At 69.7% G+C, this 14,609-nt stretch carries 18 protein-coding genes; 4 read left to right on the top strand and 14 right to left on the bottom strand.

All coding sequences use genetic code 11. The annotated features are described in order from the left end of the window. Positions 1–11: 11 nt before the first annotated feature. A complete protein-coding gene (locus GVV77_RS02690; protein ID WP_159616065.1) occupies positions 12–1,115 on the top strand; it encodes an Rv2578c family radical SAM protein in 1,104 nt (367 codons plus the stop codon). 43 nt (positions 1,116–1,158) lie between these two features. Here the strand turns inward: GVV77_RS02690 and GVV77_RS02685 are convergent, their stop codons facing one another. Together GVV77_RS02685 and GVV77_RS02680 are read right to left on the bottom strand one after the other, a co-directional pair. Continuing rightward, entirely contained in the window at positions 1,159–1,605 is a 447-nt protein-coding gene (locus GVV77_RS02685; protein ID WP_159616063.1) for a (deoxy)nucleoside triphosphate pyrophosphohydrolase, read from the bottom strand. Positions 1,606–1,691: 86 nt separating this feature from the next. Further along, the gene (locus GVV77_RS02680) at positions 1,692–1,937 is read right to left on the bottom strand and encodes a hypothetical protein (protein WP_159616061.1); all 246 of its coding nucleotides are present in this window, start codon (positions 1,935–1,937) and stop codon (positions 1,692–1,694) included. 253 nt (positions 1,938–2,190) lie between these two features. On the opposite strand from GVV77_RS02680, the gene GVV77_RS02675 reads away from it, so the two are divergent. After that, positions 2,191–3,414, top strand: coding sequence for an MFS transporter (locus tag GVV77_RS02675; RefSeq protein WP_159616059.1), 1,224 nt, complete (start codon positions 2,191–2,193; stop codon positions 3,412–3,414). Between the two features lie 31 nt (positions 3,415–3,445). On the opposite strand, the gene GVV77_RS02670 is transcribed toward GVV77_RS02675, so the two are convergent. The 4 genes from GVV77_RS02670 to infC all read right to left on the bottom strand — a co-directional run bounded on the left by GVV77_RS02670 (position 3,446) and on the right by infC (position 6,373). Continuing rightward, positions 3,446–4,396, bottom strand: coding sequence for a TrmH family RNA methyltransferase (locus GVV77_RS02670; protein WP_159616057.1), 951 nt, complete (start codon positions 4,394–4,396; stop codon positions 3,446–3,448). A 38-nt stretch (positions 4,397–4,434) separates the two neighbouring features. Then, positions 4,435–4,875, bottom strand: a complete 441-nt coding sequence (gene rplT, locus GVV77_RS02665) for a 50S ribosomal protein L20 (RefSeq protein ID WP_120166544.1) — start codon at positions 4,873–4,875, stop codon at positions 4,435–4,437. A 92-nt stretch (positions 4,876–4,967) separates the two neighbouring features. After that, positions 4,968–5,162: a 50S ribosomal protein L35 gene (rpmI, locus tag GVV77_RS02660; RefSeq protein WP_120166546.1), complete on the bottom strand. Its 195-nt coding sequence runs from the start codon at positions 5,160–5,162 to the stop codon at positions 4,968–4,970. A 113-nt stretch (positions 5,163–5,275) separates the two neighbouring features. Continuing rightward, positions 5,276–6,373, bottom strand: coding sequence for a translation initiation factor IF-3 (gene infC, locus GVV77_RS02655; protein ID WP_246199580.1), 1,098 nt, complete (start codon positions 6,371–6,373; stop codon positions 5,276–5,278). Between the two features lie 347 nt (positions 6,374–6,720). On the opposite strand from infC, the gene GVV77_RS02650 reads away from it, so the two are divergent. Next, complete coding sequence (locus GVV77_RS02650) at positions 6,721–7,176, top strand: DUF1844 domain-containing protein (protein ID WP_159616055.1); 456 nt, start codon at positions 6,721–6,723, stop codon at positions 7,174–7,176. 132 nt (positions 7,177–7,308) lie between these two features. Here GVV77_RS02650 and GVV77_RS02645 read toward each other — a convergent pair whose 3' ends face one another. From GVV77_RS02645 to GVV77_RS02615, 8 genes are all read right to left on the bottom strand, one after another. Then, positions 7,309–8,616: an MFS transporter gene (locus tag GVV77_RS02645; RefSeq protein WP_159616053.1), complete on the bottom strand. Its 1,308-nt coding sequence runs from the start codon at positions 8,614–8,616 to the stop codon at positions 7,309–7,311. Positions 8,617–8,646: 30 nt separating this feature from the next. After that, positions 8,647–9,486, bottom strand: coding sequence for an SseB family protein (locus tag GVV77_RS02640; protein WP_159616051.1), 840 nt, complete (start codon positions 9,484–9,486; stop codon positions 8,647–8,649). After that, a complete protein-coding gene (gene priA, locus GVV77_RS02635) occupies positions 9,483–10,241 on the bottom strand; it encodes a bifunctional 1-(5-phosphoribosyl)-5-((5-phosphoribosylamino)methylideneamino)imidazole-4-carboxamide isomerase/phosphoribosylanthranilate isomerase PriA (RefSeq protein ID WP_159616049.1) in 759 nt (252 codons plus the stop codon). Before priA ends, GVV77_RS02640 begins: the two co-directional genes overlap by 4 nt. Positions 10,242–10,357: 116 nt before the next feature. Further along, on the bottom strand, positions 10,358–10,513 hold the full coding sequence (locus GVV77_RS18090; protein WP_201291387.1) for a hypothetical protein: 156 nt from the start codon (positions 10,511–10,513) through the stop codon (positions 10,358–10,360). Next, a complete protein-coding gene (hisH, locus tag GVV77_RS02630) occupies positions 10,513–11,154 on the bottom strand; it encodes an imidazole glycerol phosphate synthase subunit HisH (protein WP_159616047.1) in 642 nt (213 codons plus the stop codon). The genes GVV77_RS18090 and hisH overlap by 1 nt, the downstream gene beginning before the upstream one ends. Continuing rightward, positions 11,151–11,768 (bottom strand): imidazoleglycerol-phosphate dehydratase HisB, encoded by a 618-nt coding sequence (gene hisB / locus GVV77_RS02625; RefSeq protein WP_159616045.1) that lies wholly within the window; start codon positions 11,766–11,768, stop codon positions 11,151–11,153. The genes hisH and hisB overlap by 4 nt, the downstream gene beginning before the upstream one ends. A gap of 92 nt (positions 11,769–11,860) precedes the next feature. Beyond that, positions 11,861–12,955 (bottom strand): histidinol-phosphate transaminase, encoded by a 1,095-nt coding sequence (locus GVV77_RS02620; RefSeq protein ID WP_159616043.1) that lies wholly within the window; start codon positions 12,953–12,955, stop codon positions 11,861–11,863. A gap of 75 nt (positions 12,956–13,030) precedes the next feature. After that, positions 13,031–13,453 (bottom strand): LysM peptidoglycan-binding domain-containing protein, encoded by a 423-nt coding sequence (locus GVV77_RS02615; protein WP_246199579.1) that lies wholly within the window; start codon positions 13,451–13,453, stop codon positions 13,031–13,033. 382 nt (positions 13,454–13,835) lie between these two features. Here GVV77_RS02615 and lexA point away from each other — a divergent pair, with 382 nt between their 5' ends. Continuing rightward, positions 13,836–14,531, top strand: coding sequence for a transcriptional repressor LexA (lexA, locus tag GVV77_RS02610; RefSeq protein ID WP_159616207.1), 696 nt, complete (start codon positions 13,836–13,838; stop codon positions 14,529–14,531). Positions 14,532–14,609: the final 78 nt, after the last annotated feature.

The following is a 14,609-nucleotide window of genomic DNA, read 5'->3' as shown; positions in this document are numbered from 1 at the left end:
CTAATTCAGGGATGCGTTGGGATGCTCAGAAGACCGACCCCGCCCTGCCGGTCACCGGCGCCGAACCGCTGCTGCCCCTGGCCGGGCTCGTCCGCACCGTCCGGACCCCCGAGTTCGCCGGCATCACCTTCCACGAGGTGGTCGCCAAGTCCGTGCTGAACCGGGTGCACGCCGGCTCCGGCATGCCGTTCTCCTGGACGATTAACCCGTACCGCGGCTGTTCCCACGCCTGCGTGTACTGCTTCGCCCGCAAGACCCACAGCTACCTCAACCTCGACTCGGGACTGGACTTCGATTCGCAGCTCGTGGTGAAGACCAACGCCCCGGAGGTGCTGCGGAGGGAGCTCGCCCGGCCCTCCTGGAAGCACGAGCACGTGGCGATGGGCACCAATACCGACCCCTACCAGCGGGCCGAGGGACGCTACCGCCTGATGCCCGGCATCATCACCGCCCTTGCCGATTCCGGGACGCCGTTTTCAATCCTCACCAAGGGCACGCTCCTGGCCCGGGACATTCCGCTGTTGACCGCCGCAGCCGGCTCCGTACCGGTGGGGATGGGCATTCCCCTGGCCCTGACGGATGCGGCCCTGGCCGAAGCCGTGGAGCCCGGGACGCCGGCACCCAAGGCGCGCCTCGGGCTGATCCGCAGGCTTCGGGACGCCGGCCTTCCCTGCGGGGTGATGGCGATGCCGATCCTGCCCTGGCTCACCGACACCGATGAAGCTCTCGATGGGCTCTTTGCGGCGCTGGCAGCGGCCGGAGCCACGGGCGTGACGGCGGGACCGCTTCACCTGCGCCCGGGTGCCCGGGAATGGTTCCTGAACTGGCTGTCCCGGACCCACCGGCACCTCCTCCCCCGGTACCGGGAGCTGTACGGGGGCGGTTCCTACGCCTCGAAGGAGTACACACAGTGGCTCACCGGAAGGGTCCGTTATTTCCGGAAACGCCATGGACTTCCGGCCGGAGCCGGCTTTATGCGGAGCACCTCGACCGGCACCGGGCGGGAGAAATCCGGTGAGGGACCCTCGGGAGGCACGCGGCCCCAGCCGCCCGGCGGCGGGAACCGGCCCGGCGCCCGCACCTCACCGGCGCAGACCGAGCCGACCTTGTTCTAATCCGCGCGGGCCGCCGGCCGCAGGCCGCCCGAGGAGCGCCGCCCTAGGAGCCCGCCAGCTGCAGGACCGCGCTGACGATGGGCCGGTCGGCCGGGATCCAGGGCAGCGCGGCCAGGGCCGGGGCGTCGGCCAGGTCGATCCAGCGCAGTTCGTCGTGGTCCTGGAGGGGCTGCAGGTCGCCGTCGGCCACCTCGGCAAGCCAGACCCGCATCACTGCCGTGGCATTCAGCGGCCACCCTCCCGGAAGTGGTCCGTCCACCTCGGCGCCGAGGCTTACGTCGACGCCGAGTTCCTCTCTCAGTTCGCGGTGGAGGGCGTCGGTGCAGCTCTCGCCGGGCTCCACCTTGCCGCCCGGGAATTCCCACATGCCGGCGAACTGCTCGGGTGCCGTGCGGCGGGCCACGAGGAGGGCCGTGGGGCGGGCGAGGGAGTCCACGATGGCGGCGCCGACGATCTGTCGGAGCGCAGGAGCGGTTTCACGTAGGGTCACGCCTCGAGTCTAGCCAGCGCCGGGGCCAGCCAGTGCCCGGTCTAACCAGCGCCGGGTCTAACCAGCGCCCCGATCCATCCTGCCCCTCAGCTCTCCTCGGGGTGGACCAGTCGGCCGTCGCCGGGCTCATCGAAGTGCTCGGGGTTGAGCTCATGCCGGTATTCGCCGTGCGGGCTCAGCCCGGGAACGAACTGCCCTGCATTGAGCTGGGTCGAGGTGTATGCCTCCTCGGAGAACTCCCCGGCGGACCCGTGCCCGGCCTCGGGGAGACTGATGTCCTCCCGGAGGTGTTCGCTCTCCGGCAACTGGTCTTTGGGGTGGAGCCAACTCATGTCTTAAGCCAATCAGACGGCGCGGTTTTGCACCAGAACCGCGCGGCGCGCCGCGCGGACCGGGAAGAGGAGTGGAGAAAGGGTGGGGAGAGGGACCGACGCCGGCGCGGCGGTGCCTGCGCGCCGGGGAGCGGCCGCTGCTGTGACCCATCCGATCTGCGCGCTCCTCCCACCCGCACTACAGTGGGGGAAGACAACGGCGTCACCCGCCGGAGTTCCGGCGTCGACATCCACTTCACGCCGAAAGTCGTCTATGTCTTCCTCCCGGCCCTCAGCCGTCATCACGCCCCGCCAGCTTGGCCTCGCCATCGCGGCCCTCGCCGTCGGCGGTTTCGCCATCGGAACCACCGAGTTCGCCATTATGGGGCTGCTTCAGGAGATGGTCGACGACCTCGGCCTGAGCTACAGCCAGGGCGGCCACGTCATCTCCGCCTATGCCATCGGAGTGGTGGTGGGCGCACCGGTGCTGGCAACGCTCGGGGCCCGCAGGCGCCAGCGGACCATGGCGCTGATGCTCATGCTTGTGTTCACGCTCGGCAACCTCTTCTCATTCCTGGCCGCCGATTACGGCATGCTGCTGCTCTCCCGGTTCCTCTCGGGCCTGCCCCACGGCGCCTACTTCGGGGTGGCCGCCGTGATCGCCGCCTCCCTGGCCAAGCCGACCCGGCGTGCCTGGGCGATCTCGATGGTGATGGTCGGCCTCAGCATCGCCAACGTGATCGGGGTCCCGTTAGCCACCTGGCTGGGCCAGCAGTTCGGCTGGCGCACCATGTTCCTGCTGGTCGCGGTCACCGGTGTCGCCACGATCCTCCTGGTCCTTCGGTTTGTTCCGCTGCAGGAGGTGCACCCCGATGCGAGTATCCGCAGCGAGCTCTCCGCGCTCCGCCGTCCGCAGATGTGGATGACCCTGCTGATCGGCACGGTGGGCTTCGGCGGCTTCTTCGCCGTCTATTCGTTCATCTCCCCCATCATCACCGAGGTCACCGACCTGCCCGCCGGCATCCTGCCCCTGGTCGTCGCCCTGTACGGCATCGGCATGCTGGTCGGCAATGTGGTGGGCGGGCGGATCGCCGACAGGTCGGTCCTGGGCAGCATTTACGCGGTCATGGCGGTCATCGTCGTCGTGCTCGTGGTGTTCCCGCTGGCGATGCGCTTCCCACCGACGGCGTTCCTGTTCGTCTTCCTGGTCGGGGCCAGCGGCGCCTCCCTGATCCCGTCGCTGCAGACCCGGCTCCTCGATGTCTCCCCCGGTGCACCCTCGCTGGCCTCATCGCTGAACCACGCCGCACTCAATATCGCCAACGCCCTGGGCGCGGCGGTGGGCGGCGCGGTCATCGCGGCCGGCTGGGGATTCACGGCGCCTGCCCTCGTCGGGGCGGGGCTGGCCGTGGTGGGGCTTCTTGTGGCGCTGTCCAGCGGCAGGATGGACGCCCGGTCCGCGCGGGCGAAGGCCCGCACCCTCGAGCCGGTCGGCTGAGTCCCGAGGGCCCGGCCCGGAAGCGGGCCGCTCAGGCGGGTGAGGAGTTCGCCGGTGTCCGGCGCTGGGCGCGGGCCGAGGCGTAGAGGCAGACGGTGGCCGCGGTGCCGACATTGAGGCTTTCGGCCTGCCCGTAGATAGGCACGGCCACGCGGTGTCCGGCCGCCTCGACCAGATCCGCCGGAAGGCCCTGGGCCTCGTTGCCGAAAAGCCAGGCGGTCGGCTCTTCGAGCCGGGCCCGGTCCCCCGCGGCGCCACCGGCGGTGCCGGCGGTGCCGGACCCGGTGAGCCGGCGTGCCGAGGATTCGTCCTGGAGCGCGTCCAGGTCGACGTCGCCATACCCGTCCGCCGCAAGGACGGTCAGGTAGTGCTCCCGCAGGGCTGCAAGGAGTTCGTCCCGGTCGGCACCCAGCACCACGGGAAGGTGGAAGAGCGAGCCGGCGGTCGAGCGCACCGCCTTCGGGTTGTAAAGGTCGACGCTCGAGGCGGTCAGAATGACGGCGTCGGCTCCGGCGGAGTCGGCCGCCCGCAGGATGGTTCCGGCGTTGCCCGGGTCGCGGACCTCGACCAGTACCGCGAGCAGCTTGGGCCGCGCCGCGAGGACGCTTTCGAGGGAGACGTCGATGAAGCGGCAGACGGCGATGAGTCCCTGCGGGGTGACGGTCGAGGACATCTCGGCGAGGACCTCGTCGGTGACCAGCCGCGCGGTGGGCAGGCCCGGCCCGTCGGCCAGCGCGGCGATGTCGGGGTTGCGTTCGAGTGCGGCGCCGGTGGCGAAGAGTTCAGTGACGACTTCCTGCCCGCCGGAGGCCCCGCGCAGCGCGTGGAGCCGGAGCGCCTCGCGGACCGACTGGGGGCCTTCGGCCAGGAACTGCCCCCGCTTTAAACGCGCCGGACGCCCCGCAAGCCGCGCGACCTCCCTCACCCGATCGGCTCGGGGGTTGGTCATCGCAGGTGCCTGGGGGCGTCCGGATATGCTCATGAAATTTCAGGCTGCCGCCGGCGGTGCCGGCAACGGACCTAGGCCTTCGCTGCGGCCTTGGCCTTGGTGGCCCGGGGCGCCTTGACGACCTTCTCCTCCGCGACGACGGGGGCTGAGGTGTCGGCTGGCAGGGCGGCCTTGGCCAGCGATACCAGCGTGGCAAACGCGGCGGCGTCGGTGACGGCGAGGTCGGCGAGCATGCGGCGGTCCACCTGGATCTCCGCAGCCTTCAGGCCCTGGATCAGGCGGTTATAGGTGAGGCCGTTCGCGCGGGATGCAGCGTTGATGCGCTGGATCCACAGGCGGCGGAAGTCGCCCTTGCGCTTGCGGCGGTCACCGTAGCTGTACACGAACGAGTGCAGCAGCTGCTCTTTGGCCTTGCGGTACAGGCGCGAACGCTGCCCGCGGTAGCCCTTGGCGCGCTCAAGAATAACCCGACGCTTTTTGTGGGCGTTTACCGCCCGCTTCACACGTGCCACGTGCGTACTCCTTCAGTAGTTCGTCCGTCCGGCCTGCTGGCCGCGGTGCCCTCCGCTGTGCGGTGCCCGAAGACGGAATGGTTGGTGTGGTCTTAGACGCCCAGCATCTTCTTGATGACCTTGGTGTCGGCCTTCGAGACGATCTTGTCGCTGGCCAGACGCCGGGTCAGCGTCGAGGACTTGTGCTCGAGGTAGTGGCGGCGGTTGGCCTGCTGGCGCTTCAGCTTGCCGCTGCCGGTCAGCTTGAAGCGCTTCTTGGCGCCACTGTGGGTCTTCATCTTCGGCATGGGGACCGATCTCCTTCTGCTAGCCGCGGACGGGTGTCAGCGGTTGGACGGCGCCCAGGAGCGCCTGCGGTTTTACTTGGTCACCCGGAGGGATTCCAAGAGCTGGGAAGTTCCTACTCGGAGCTTCCAGGCTTCGGCCGGCTCGACGGGCTCTTCGAGGGAGCCGTCCTTCCGGCGGGCTTGGGGGCGGCAGCGGGCTTGGGAACCGCCATCGGCTTCGGAGCGCCACCGGGCTTCGGTGCCGCCATTGGCTTCGGCGCGGGCGCCGGTGCTGCCGGAGCCGCCTCGGCGGCGGGCTTGGCCTCGGCGGGCTTGGACGCCGCCGCTGCCGGCCGGGCGGCCGCGGGTTTTGACGCAGCCGCTGCAGGTCGAGTGGTCCTGGCGGGTGTCTGCCGGGGTGCAGGCGCCTTGGCCGGCTCGGCGGCGGGCGCTGCCTGCTCGGCGGCGGCCGGGGCCTGCTCGGCGGCGGGCGCTGCCTGCTCGACGACGGCCGGGGCCGCCTCCTGGGCGGGAGCAGCCTGCTCGGGCGCTTCCGGTGCGGTCTCGGCGGGAGCGGTTGCCTCCTCCGGCTGGCTGCCGGTGATCGAGTAGCCCTCGGGCAGCAGATCCGCGAGGGTCTGCGTCAGCGGCGCGCCGCTGGTTCCGGAGACATCGACGCGGGGCGTGCCGGACTTGGCCGCCTCGTTCGCAGCCTTGGCATCGGCACGCTGCGTCGCGCGGCGGGCTTCGGCCTTCGCCTCGGCCTTGTTCTTGACCGGGCCGATCACCATGACCATGTTGCGACCGTCGATCCTCGGCGAGGACTCGACGACGCCGACCTCGGCGACATCCTCGGCGAAGCGCTGCAGCAGCCGGATACCCATCTCGGGGCGCTGCTGTTCGCGGCCGCGGAACTGGATCATGGCCTTGACCTTGTCGCCCGCGCCGAGGAACCGGATGGCGTGCCCGCGCTTGGTCTCGTAGTCGTGGGTGTCGATCTTCAGGCGGAAACGGATTTCCTTGAGGACCGTGTTGGTCTGGTTCTTCCGCGCCTCACGCGCCTTGACCGCGGCTTCGTACTTGTACTTGCCAAAATCCATCAGCTTCGCAACCGGAGGCTTGGCCTGCGGTGCAACCTCAACAAGATCCAGGTCGGACTCGGCGGCAAGTCGAAGTGCGTCCTCGATACGGACAATTCCTACCTGTTCGCCGGCAGGCCCAACCAACCGCACCTCGGAGACGCGGATACGATCATTGATTCTTGGCTCGCTAATGTGTAGCTCCTGATTGTTGAAAACCCGGGAGACCGCCTGCACATGGAGAAGGCCTCCAATCGCATGCGCAATCGAAGGCCTCGGGTATCAGTGCGTACACGTCCGGCAGATACCGGCGTGTGCTCAGGCGCGGTTGCGCCTGCTGCACCGACCTGGACCCGGCTGCCTGAAGCACTTCCCAAGGAAGCACCAGGCAATCGCGGGTGGGAGAGGACTCCGCTTGCATCCTGAACGTGTCATTTCCCATACCCGCAGGGGGCGCTGGGAGTAACGACGTTCAGTTGGTCTGTGACAAGCTTACCAGTATGAGCACTCCGAACAGCAATCCCGCCGAAACCGGGCACGGGGCCCCGGCCTCCGCCTCCGACCCCTCTCCGACCCGCCGCAGCTTCGCGGAGGAGGCGGGCCCGGAGCACGGCTCCGAGGAGTCGGTCCAGCAGCACATGCGCGACATCGCAGAGGTGGCCGCCGTGGAGGTCATCACCACCTCGGCCGTCCACCTGATGAGCGCCGCCGCCGTTAAGTGCGGGCTGGCCGCCGGCGACGACGCGGAGGAGCTCAAAGACCTCGACGAAGCCCGGAAGCTGATCACCGCCCTCGCCGGGTTCGTCACGGCCGCCGCCCCGGAGATCGGCAGCCAACATGCCGGCCCGTTGCGCGACGGCCTGCGCTCGCTGCAGCTGGCCTTCCGGGAGGCGTCGGTAATCCCCGATGCTCCGGGCAAGGGTCCGGGCGAGAAGTTCACGGGCCCCGTGAACTAGCACCGCGGAACCACTCGGCGCCGATCCGACGGCGGCCGGCCTCCAACGGGCCGGCCGCCGCTGCGCTTAAGGACCGCGGTCAACCGCCCGGCATGCGGGACCGGCTCTCCGACGGGCGCGCGGGAACGGATTTCAGGCGACGGGAGCCCGGCGGCGCCGGACCTGCTGGGCGGCGAGCCCTGCGCTGCCGATCAGCGCCGCGGCACCGCCCACGGCGGCGAAGCCTCCCCACGGTCCCGCCGTGTCGATCAGCAACCCGGCGAGCGGAGCTCCGACGGCGACGCCGGAGGTCAGAGCCGAGCCGTACCAGCCCATTGCCTCCCCCCTGCGCTTCTCCGGTACGAGGTCGGCGACCTTTTCGGAAGCGGCGGAGAGTACCGGTGCGCAGAGCAGGCCAGGGGCGATGGAGAGCAGGCTCAGGGAAAGGGTGTCCGTGGCGAAGGCCATCGGAATGGTCAGCACCCCCATGCCGAGCAGGAGCACCAGGGGCGAGATCGGCTTGTGCAGGGCGCCGTAGAGCAGTCCCCCGACGATCGAGGCGGCGCACCAGGCGGCGAAGACCAGGCCGAGCTGCTCCTCCCGGCCGGTGTGCTCCAGGGTGGCGATGATGCCGACCTCGGTCCCGGAGAGCGCGAGGCCCGCCCCGGCGGCGACGGCCATGACGACGGCCAGCGGAATGGTGACCCAGGCGAACCGGGAACCGACCCGGCCGCCCACCCGCCGCAGCACCGGCACCGCCGCGCGCGGCATCAGTTCCGCCGACGCCTCGTTGACCCGGGCGGGGGCGGCGGCCACCACGGATTCGACGGCCATCGCCGAGTCCTCCGCGTCGCTTGGCGCGGGAAGCGCCCCGGGCTGCCCGGTGCGGGTGGGCGGGTTGTAGATCATCAGCAGGATGCCCGCCGCGGCGGTGGCGAAACCCACCAGGGTGAGGCCGAGCACCGTCGACACCTGGGTCGCGAGCACGATGCCAACGGCCGGGCCCACCATGAAGATCGTCTCGGTGGAGATGGCGTCAAGGGTGAAGGCCGTGCGGCGGGAGTGCCCCTCGACCAGCACGCCAAGGGATTGGCGCACCACGGAAAAGGCCGGGAGGGTGAACAGCCCGCCCACCAGTGCCGCGAGCAGGAGCCACTCGTACGGCAGCCGCGGGGCGATCGACCAGATGACGGCCTCGGCGATGACCGAGGGGATCAACGCCCGGCGCAGGCCGACGCTGTCGACCCGCCGGCCCCGCCAGGGCGCGCCTACGGCGATGCCGATCGTCACCAGCGCGGCCACGGTCCCGGCGGCGGCGTAGCCGCGGTCGAGGGTCTGGACGACGTGAAGGGTAAGAAGGACCCCCGCGGCGGAGTGGGGGAACCGGGCGACCATGCCCACGAGCAAAAGCCTCCGGACGGGAACGATGCGCAGCAGTTCCAGGTACACGGCAAAGTTCACGGCAGCATCTCTCTTGCTGATCCTTCGCGGTCAGCGGGTTATTCGGATCTCCAGGGAGTCGACCCGTTCGACGAACTCCCTGCGGGCCTGGAGCGAGGCGCGCAGGCGCTCGGTAAGGTCCCGGACGGCGGTGGGGCTGAGCCCGGGCTGCAGCCGGATACTCATCTTCAGTTCCGGTCCGGCTCCGCCGCCGGAAACCAGCCTACCGCCAGCCGTCCGGGCGGCCACCCCGGAGCCTGGCTCGAGGACGACGTCGAGGATTGCCTCCTCGCCGGCGGTGATCGGCGCGACGAACCCGCGGAGGCCGGGGTCGCGGTAGCACGGCGTCCACGGCTCCTGCTGGGCCAGCGCCCACACCGCCGGACGGCGCACCACGAACGTGAAGTCGGCTCCCGGGTCGACGACCAGCAGTTCGGCCTTCTCCGCCACACCGGCCAGGGCCGCCCGCGCCGCGTAGGCGGCCACAGGACGGGCGTCGGAGTGCCAGGCCGCGAGCCGGTCCGCCGAGGTGAACACCGGCAGCGCCGCCCGCCCGTCGGGCGCACGCAGGGTCACCAGGGCCATGTCGGCTTCCTTGTCGGCCTCGACCCCATCGAGGCCCTCACCGGCGGCGGCGAGCTGGGCCACGATGGGGATGAAGACCCGCGCCGATGCCAGCGCCTGGATCACCTGCTCCTCGCCGCCGGCTCCCTCGATCAGGGCCCGGACGGCGGACGAGTAGCCGGGGTCGGCCTGTCCGTCGTCGTCGTCGAAGTTATGGAGGGGGTTCCCGTCACCGGAGAGGTCCCGTCCGGCCCAGGGCCGTCCCGCCGAGTCCGTGGTGTTTCCCGCCAGCGCGGCGGCGATGTGCGCCGGGAGCTCCCTGCTCATTCCCGAGGTGCCGGGTGGCCGGCCACGTCCAGCGCCTGAGGAAGCGTGAACGCCCCGGCGTAGAGGGCCTTGCCGACGATCGCTCCTTCGAGGCCGCTGGGCACCAGCTGGCGCAGTGCCGCGAGGTCATCGAGGTTCGAGATGCCACCGGAGGCCACCACGGGCCGACTGGTGCGCTCGATCACCTGCTTCAGCAGTTCGAGGTTCGGCCCCTGCAGGGTGCCGTCCTTGGTGACGTCGGTGACAACGTAACGGGCGCATCCTGCGTCCTCGAGCCGCTGCAGCACCTCCCACAGGTCCCCGCCCTCCTGGGTCCATCCCCGGGCGGCCAGGGTGGTGCCGCGGACGTCGAGGCCGACGGCGATCGCGTCGCCGTAGCGGGCGATGGCGCTGGCGGTCCACTCGGGGTTCTCGAGGGCTGCCGTTCCCAGGTTCACCCGGGTGGCCCCGAGGGAGAGGGCGGCGTCGAGTGATTCGTCGTCGCGGATCCCGCCGGAGAGCTCGACCTTGATGTCGAGCTTCCGGACGACCCTTTCGAGGAGCGGGCGGTTCGACCCGCGGCCGAACGCGGCATCGAGGTCGACGAGGTGGACCCACTCCGCGCCGTCCTCCTGCCAGGCCAGCGCCGCGTCGACGGGGTCGCCGTAGCTGGTTTCGCTGCCGGCGGCCCCCTGGACGAGGCGGACGGCCTGGCCGTCGGCGACGTCCACGGCGGGGAGGAGTTCCAGGTTGGGAGAGTCGGTGAACGGGCTCATGCGCTTCTTTCGGTCGACGTGGCCGGGAGGGGCCGCGGGAATGGGTGCACAGCTGGCGGAGGTGCACGCTGGGGTGCGGGGCTGGCGTTGGTGCGGGGCGGGCGTGCTGCGCTTGCCTAGGCGTCAAGGGTGAAGAGGTACGCCCCTACCAGGGCCATGCCGGCGAGGATCCAGAAACTGATGATCAGCGCCTTGGGGAAGCCCTGCGAGCGGAAGGACAACGCCCCGCCGATCAGCAGGCCGGCAACCCCCATCAGGAGAACGCTGATCATTATGTTCCCAGCCTGCCGGTCCAGTTGCGCAGCAGCTGGGCTCCGGCGTCGCCTGATTTTTCCGGGTGGAACTGGGTGGCAGAGAGCGGCCCGTTCTCGACGGCGGCGATGAACCGCCCGCCGTGGTCGGACCACGTCACCTGGGGCGGCTTCATCATGGGCTGGCTGACGTCGAAGTCCCAGTGCTGCACTCCGTAGGAGTGGACGAAGTAGAACCGCTCGTCCTCGATGCCGTCGAACAGCACCGAGTCCTCGGGCGGACTGACCGTGTTCCATCCCATGTGGGGCACAACGTCGGCCTGGAGTCGCTCCACCTTGCCGGGCCACTCCCCCATCCCGGCGGTGCGCACGCCGTGCTCGACCCCTTCGTCGAAGAGGATCTGCAGGCCCACGCAGATGCCAAGGACGGGACGGCCCCCGGCTACACGGCGTCCGATCAGGCGCAGCGCATCGACGTCCTTCAGTCCCTTCATGACGGCCGCGAAGGCGCCCACGCCGGGCACCACGAGCCCGTCGGCGTTGAGGACGTCCTGCGACTTGGCGCTGAGGGTGACCTCGGCACCGACGTGCTCAAGGGCCCGCACCACGGAGCGGACGTTGCCCGACCCGTAGTCGAGCACCGTCACCTTCGGCGCGCTCACAACGCCCCCTTCGTCGACGGGATGCCTTCGACCCGAGGGTCGGACTCCACGGCGGCTCGGAGTGCCCGCGCAAAGGCCTTGAACTGCGCCTCGACGATGTGGTGGGGGTCGCGGCCGGCGAGCACGTTGAGGTGCAGACAGATTCCCGCGTGCAGCGCGATGGCTTCGAAGACGTGGCGGGTCAGCGATCCGGTGAAGTGTCCTCCGATGAGGTGGTACTCCTGGCCCGCCGGCTCGCCGCCATGAACGAGGAAGGGGCGCCCGGAGATGTCGACCACTGCATTGGCAAGGGCCTCGTCGAGGGGAACGGTCGCCTCGCCGAAGCGCCGGATGCCGGCCTTCGTGCCGAGCGCCTCGCGGAGGGCCTCCCCGAAGGCGATCGCTGTGTCTTCGACGGTGTGGTGGACGTCGATGTGCGTATCGCCCGTGGCCTTCACCGTCAGGTCGATCAGGGAATGCTTCGCGAGGGCCGTGAGCATGTGGTCGTAGAACGGCACGGAGGTGCTGATATCCGAGGTACCCGTGCCGTCGAGATTGACCTCGAGGTACACGCTGGATTCGCTGGTGGTCCGCTCGATCCGCGCAGTGCGGGCGGCGGAGATCTCCACGGTCATTGGTGTCCTTCGCTAGGGGCTTCGCGTCGGTGCTGCCTGCATCCGGAAGTGGAGGGGCGTCGCACGTTCCCCTCCAGTCTAGGAGACGCCGGTCAAAGGAGGCGCTTCAGTGACTCAAGGAACACTGTGGTTTCGCTCTCGGTACCGGCCGTCACGCGCAGATGGCCGGGAATTCCGACGTCGCGGATCAGCACCCCGGCCTCGAGCAGGCCCCGCCAGACCCGCTGCGGGTCCGTCAGCCCGCCGAACAGGACGAAATTGGCATCGGAAGGGGCCGGGCTCAGGCCCAGCGCCGTGAGCTCGGAGACAATGCGGTCGCGCTGGACCTTGATCGCCTCGACGTTTGCCAGGAGGGTCGCGGAGTGGGTCAGGGCGGCGTTGGCGGCGGCCTGGGTGATGGCCGAAAGGTGGTACGGCAGGCGGACCAGGCGGAGCGCGTCGGCGACCTCCGGTGCCGCCGCGAGGTACCCCAGGCGGGCCCCGGCCAGCGCGAAGGCCTTGCTCATGGTGCGCGAGACGATGAGCCGCTCCCGGCCCGGAAGCAGGGTGATTGCGCTGGGTGTTCCGGCGTGGGAGAACTCCGCGTAGGCCTCGTCGACAATGATGATGGCTCGCGCCGCCGCGCCGGCCTCGTACGCGGCCTCAACGACGTCGAGCCCCAGCGCCGTCCCCGTCGGATTGTTCGGCGAGCAGAGGAAGACGATGTTGGCCCCCGAGGAGGCGACCTCCCGGGCGACATAGCCGGCCTCGAGCTGGAACGAGGGGTCCCGCGGGGCGGTGACATAGCGGGTGTCCGTGGCGCTGGCCAGCAGCGGATACATGGAATAGGTGGGTGGGAAGCCGATCGCGGTGCGCCCCGGGCCCCCGAAGGCCTGCAGGATCTGCTGGAGCACCTCGTTGGAGCCGTTGGCGGCCCAGACGTGCTCGGCGGTGACTCCCCCGCCGAGATAGCGGGCCAGGTTTGCGCGCAGTTCGGTGAATTCGCGGTCGGGATAACGGTTCAGGCCCAGGGCTGCTGCCTGCACCGCGTCCACGATGGCCCGGTGAACCTCGGCGGGCACCCCATGGGTGTTCTCATTGACGTTGAGCAGGATCGGTACGTCAATCTGCGGTGCACCGTAGGGAGATAGCCCCACAAGGTTCTCACGCAGCGGAAGGCGGGACAGGGACTCAATGCGGTTCCTCACCCATCGAGCTTAAGCGACAGTCCGCCCGGGCGAGGAATTGAGGCGGGACGACCGGGCGCCACAGGCGGGCGAAGGCTACCGGGAGACGGGAATCGCAACGACCTGGCCCGCCTGCACCGTCGATGACCCCAGCCCATTGAGCTCGACGATCTCCGAGACCACATCGCGCGGATCCCGCTCGGGGGCGAATTCGCCCGCCAGGGACCAGAGGGTCTCCCCCGGTGCCACATTGACGTCCATGGTTTGGGTCGGCTGGCCCGCGTCGCTGCCGGCCCGGGCCGGCGCCGTCGTGGAGGCGGCAAGGAACACCAGGACGGCCACCAGCAGCACCAGCGGCACTCCGACCAGCAGCACCCGGCCGCGGCGCGTCAGCCGCAGTGGGGGCAGATCCGCATCCCGCTGACTGGGAAGACGGTCGCCCGTGTGGCCAAGGGACCGGAAACCACCCGCCATTGCGGAACCTGCGGTGGCACTGAGCGAGCCTGGCGTTGCGGTCATGACGTGTACCTCTTCTGGAGTTTCGAATAAGTTCAACCCGTTCGAACATTGAATTCGAACATGTCTTCTATTTCGCCCTGCTTATTCTTAGCATCTGTTATCGATCTTTGTCGAGACTCGCTCGAACATATGTTTGAAAACACCTCCGCGCTCGCCTACCGTTGGGTTCAGAGGAAGACGCGGGCTCCGGGGTTTCGCTACCGGACGGCGACAACCTGACAACACCATCTGCCACCGACAAAACGATCCGCCGACGGGTCCGGCGCAGGTGGCGGCGCAGCGAAGGGACAAACCAGTGGCAGAGCGGGCAGCGGAAGAGGCTCGGGCGGTTCCGACCGTCCCGGTAGGAGAGGCAGCCGCAGGAGTTCCCACCGGCACGCCGATGCGCGGACGTCCAAGGGGCCGGAGCGTCCCCAAGGGTCTGACCACCCGGCAGATGAAGATCCTCGAGACGATCCAACGGTCAATCGGCGCCAACGGGTACCCCCCGTCGATGCGCGAGATTGGGGACACGGTGGGGCTCGCGAGCCTCTCGAGTGTCACGCACCAGCTGTCCCAGCTGGAGCGGCTTGGATATATCCGCAGGGACCCGAAGCGGCCGCGGGCCATGGAGATCCTGCTGCCGCTGACCCTGGCGGACGCCCCGGCACCCGAGCAGGGCCGGTCAGGGACAGGCCCTGCCTCCGACTTTTCCGGCGCTGTGGACACCGCAATGGTGCCAATGGTCGGACGGATTGCCGCAGGTGGTCCGATCCTGGCCGACCAGGTCGTCGAGGACGTCATGCCCCTGCCGCGGCAGCTCGTCGGCCACGGCGAACTGTTCATGCTCCGGGTAACAGGTGACTCGATGATCGACGCCGCCATCTGCGACGGCGACTGGGTGGTGGTCCGGCGCCAGCAGAGCGCGCAGAACGGTGAGATCGTCGCCGCGCTCCTCGACGACGAAGCCACCGTCAAGACCTTCCGCCAGCGCGACGGGCACACCTGGCTGCTTCCGCAGAACACCCGGTACGAACCGATTCTGGGCGACCATGCGAGCATCATGGGCAAGGTGGTCTCGGTGATGCGCGCCCTGTAGGCTCCCGGTCCGCCGCCAGGGTTGGCGGTGTCGGCGGGCCCGCTATATCGGTCGTGGGCGTCGTGCCGCCGGGCCGAC

It is taken from the genome of Arthrobacter zhaoguopingii (assembly GCF_009828605.1).
Taxonomy (GTDB): domain Bacteria; phylum Actinomycetota; class Actinomycetes; order Actinomycetales; family Micrococcaceae; genus Arthrobacter_D; species Arthrobacter_D zhaoguopingii.
The sequence above is the reverse complement of the archived record's forward strand: the minus strand, read 5'-3'. Positions and strand labels throughout refer to the sequence as shown.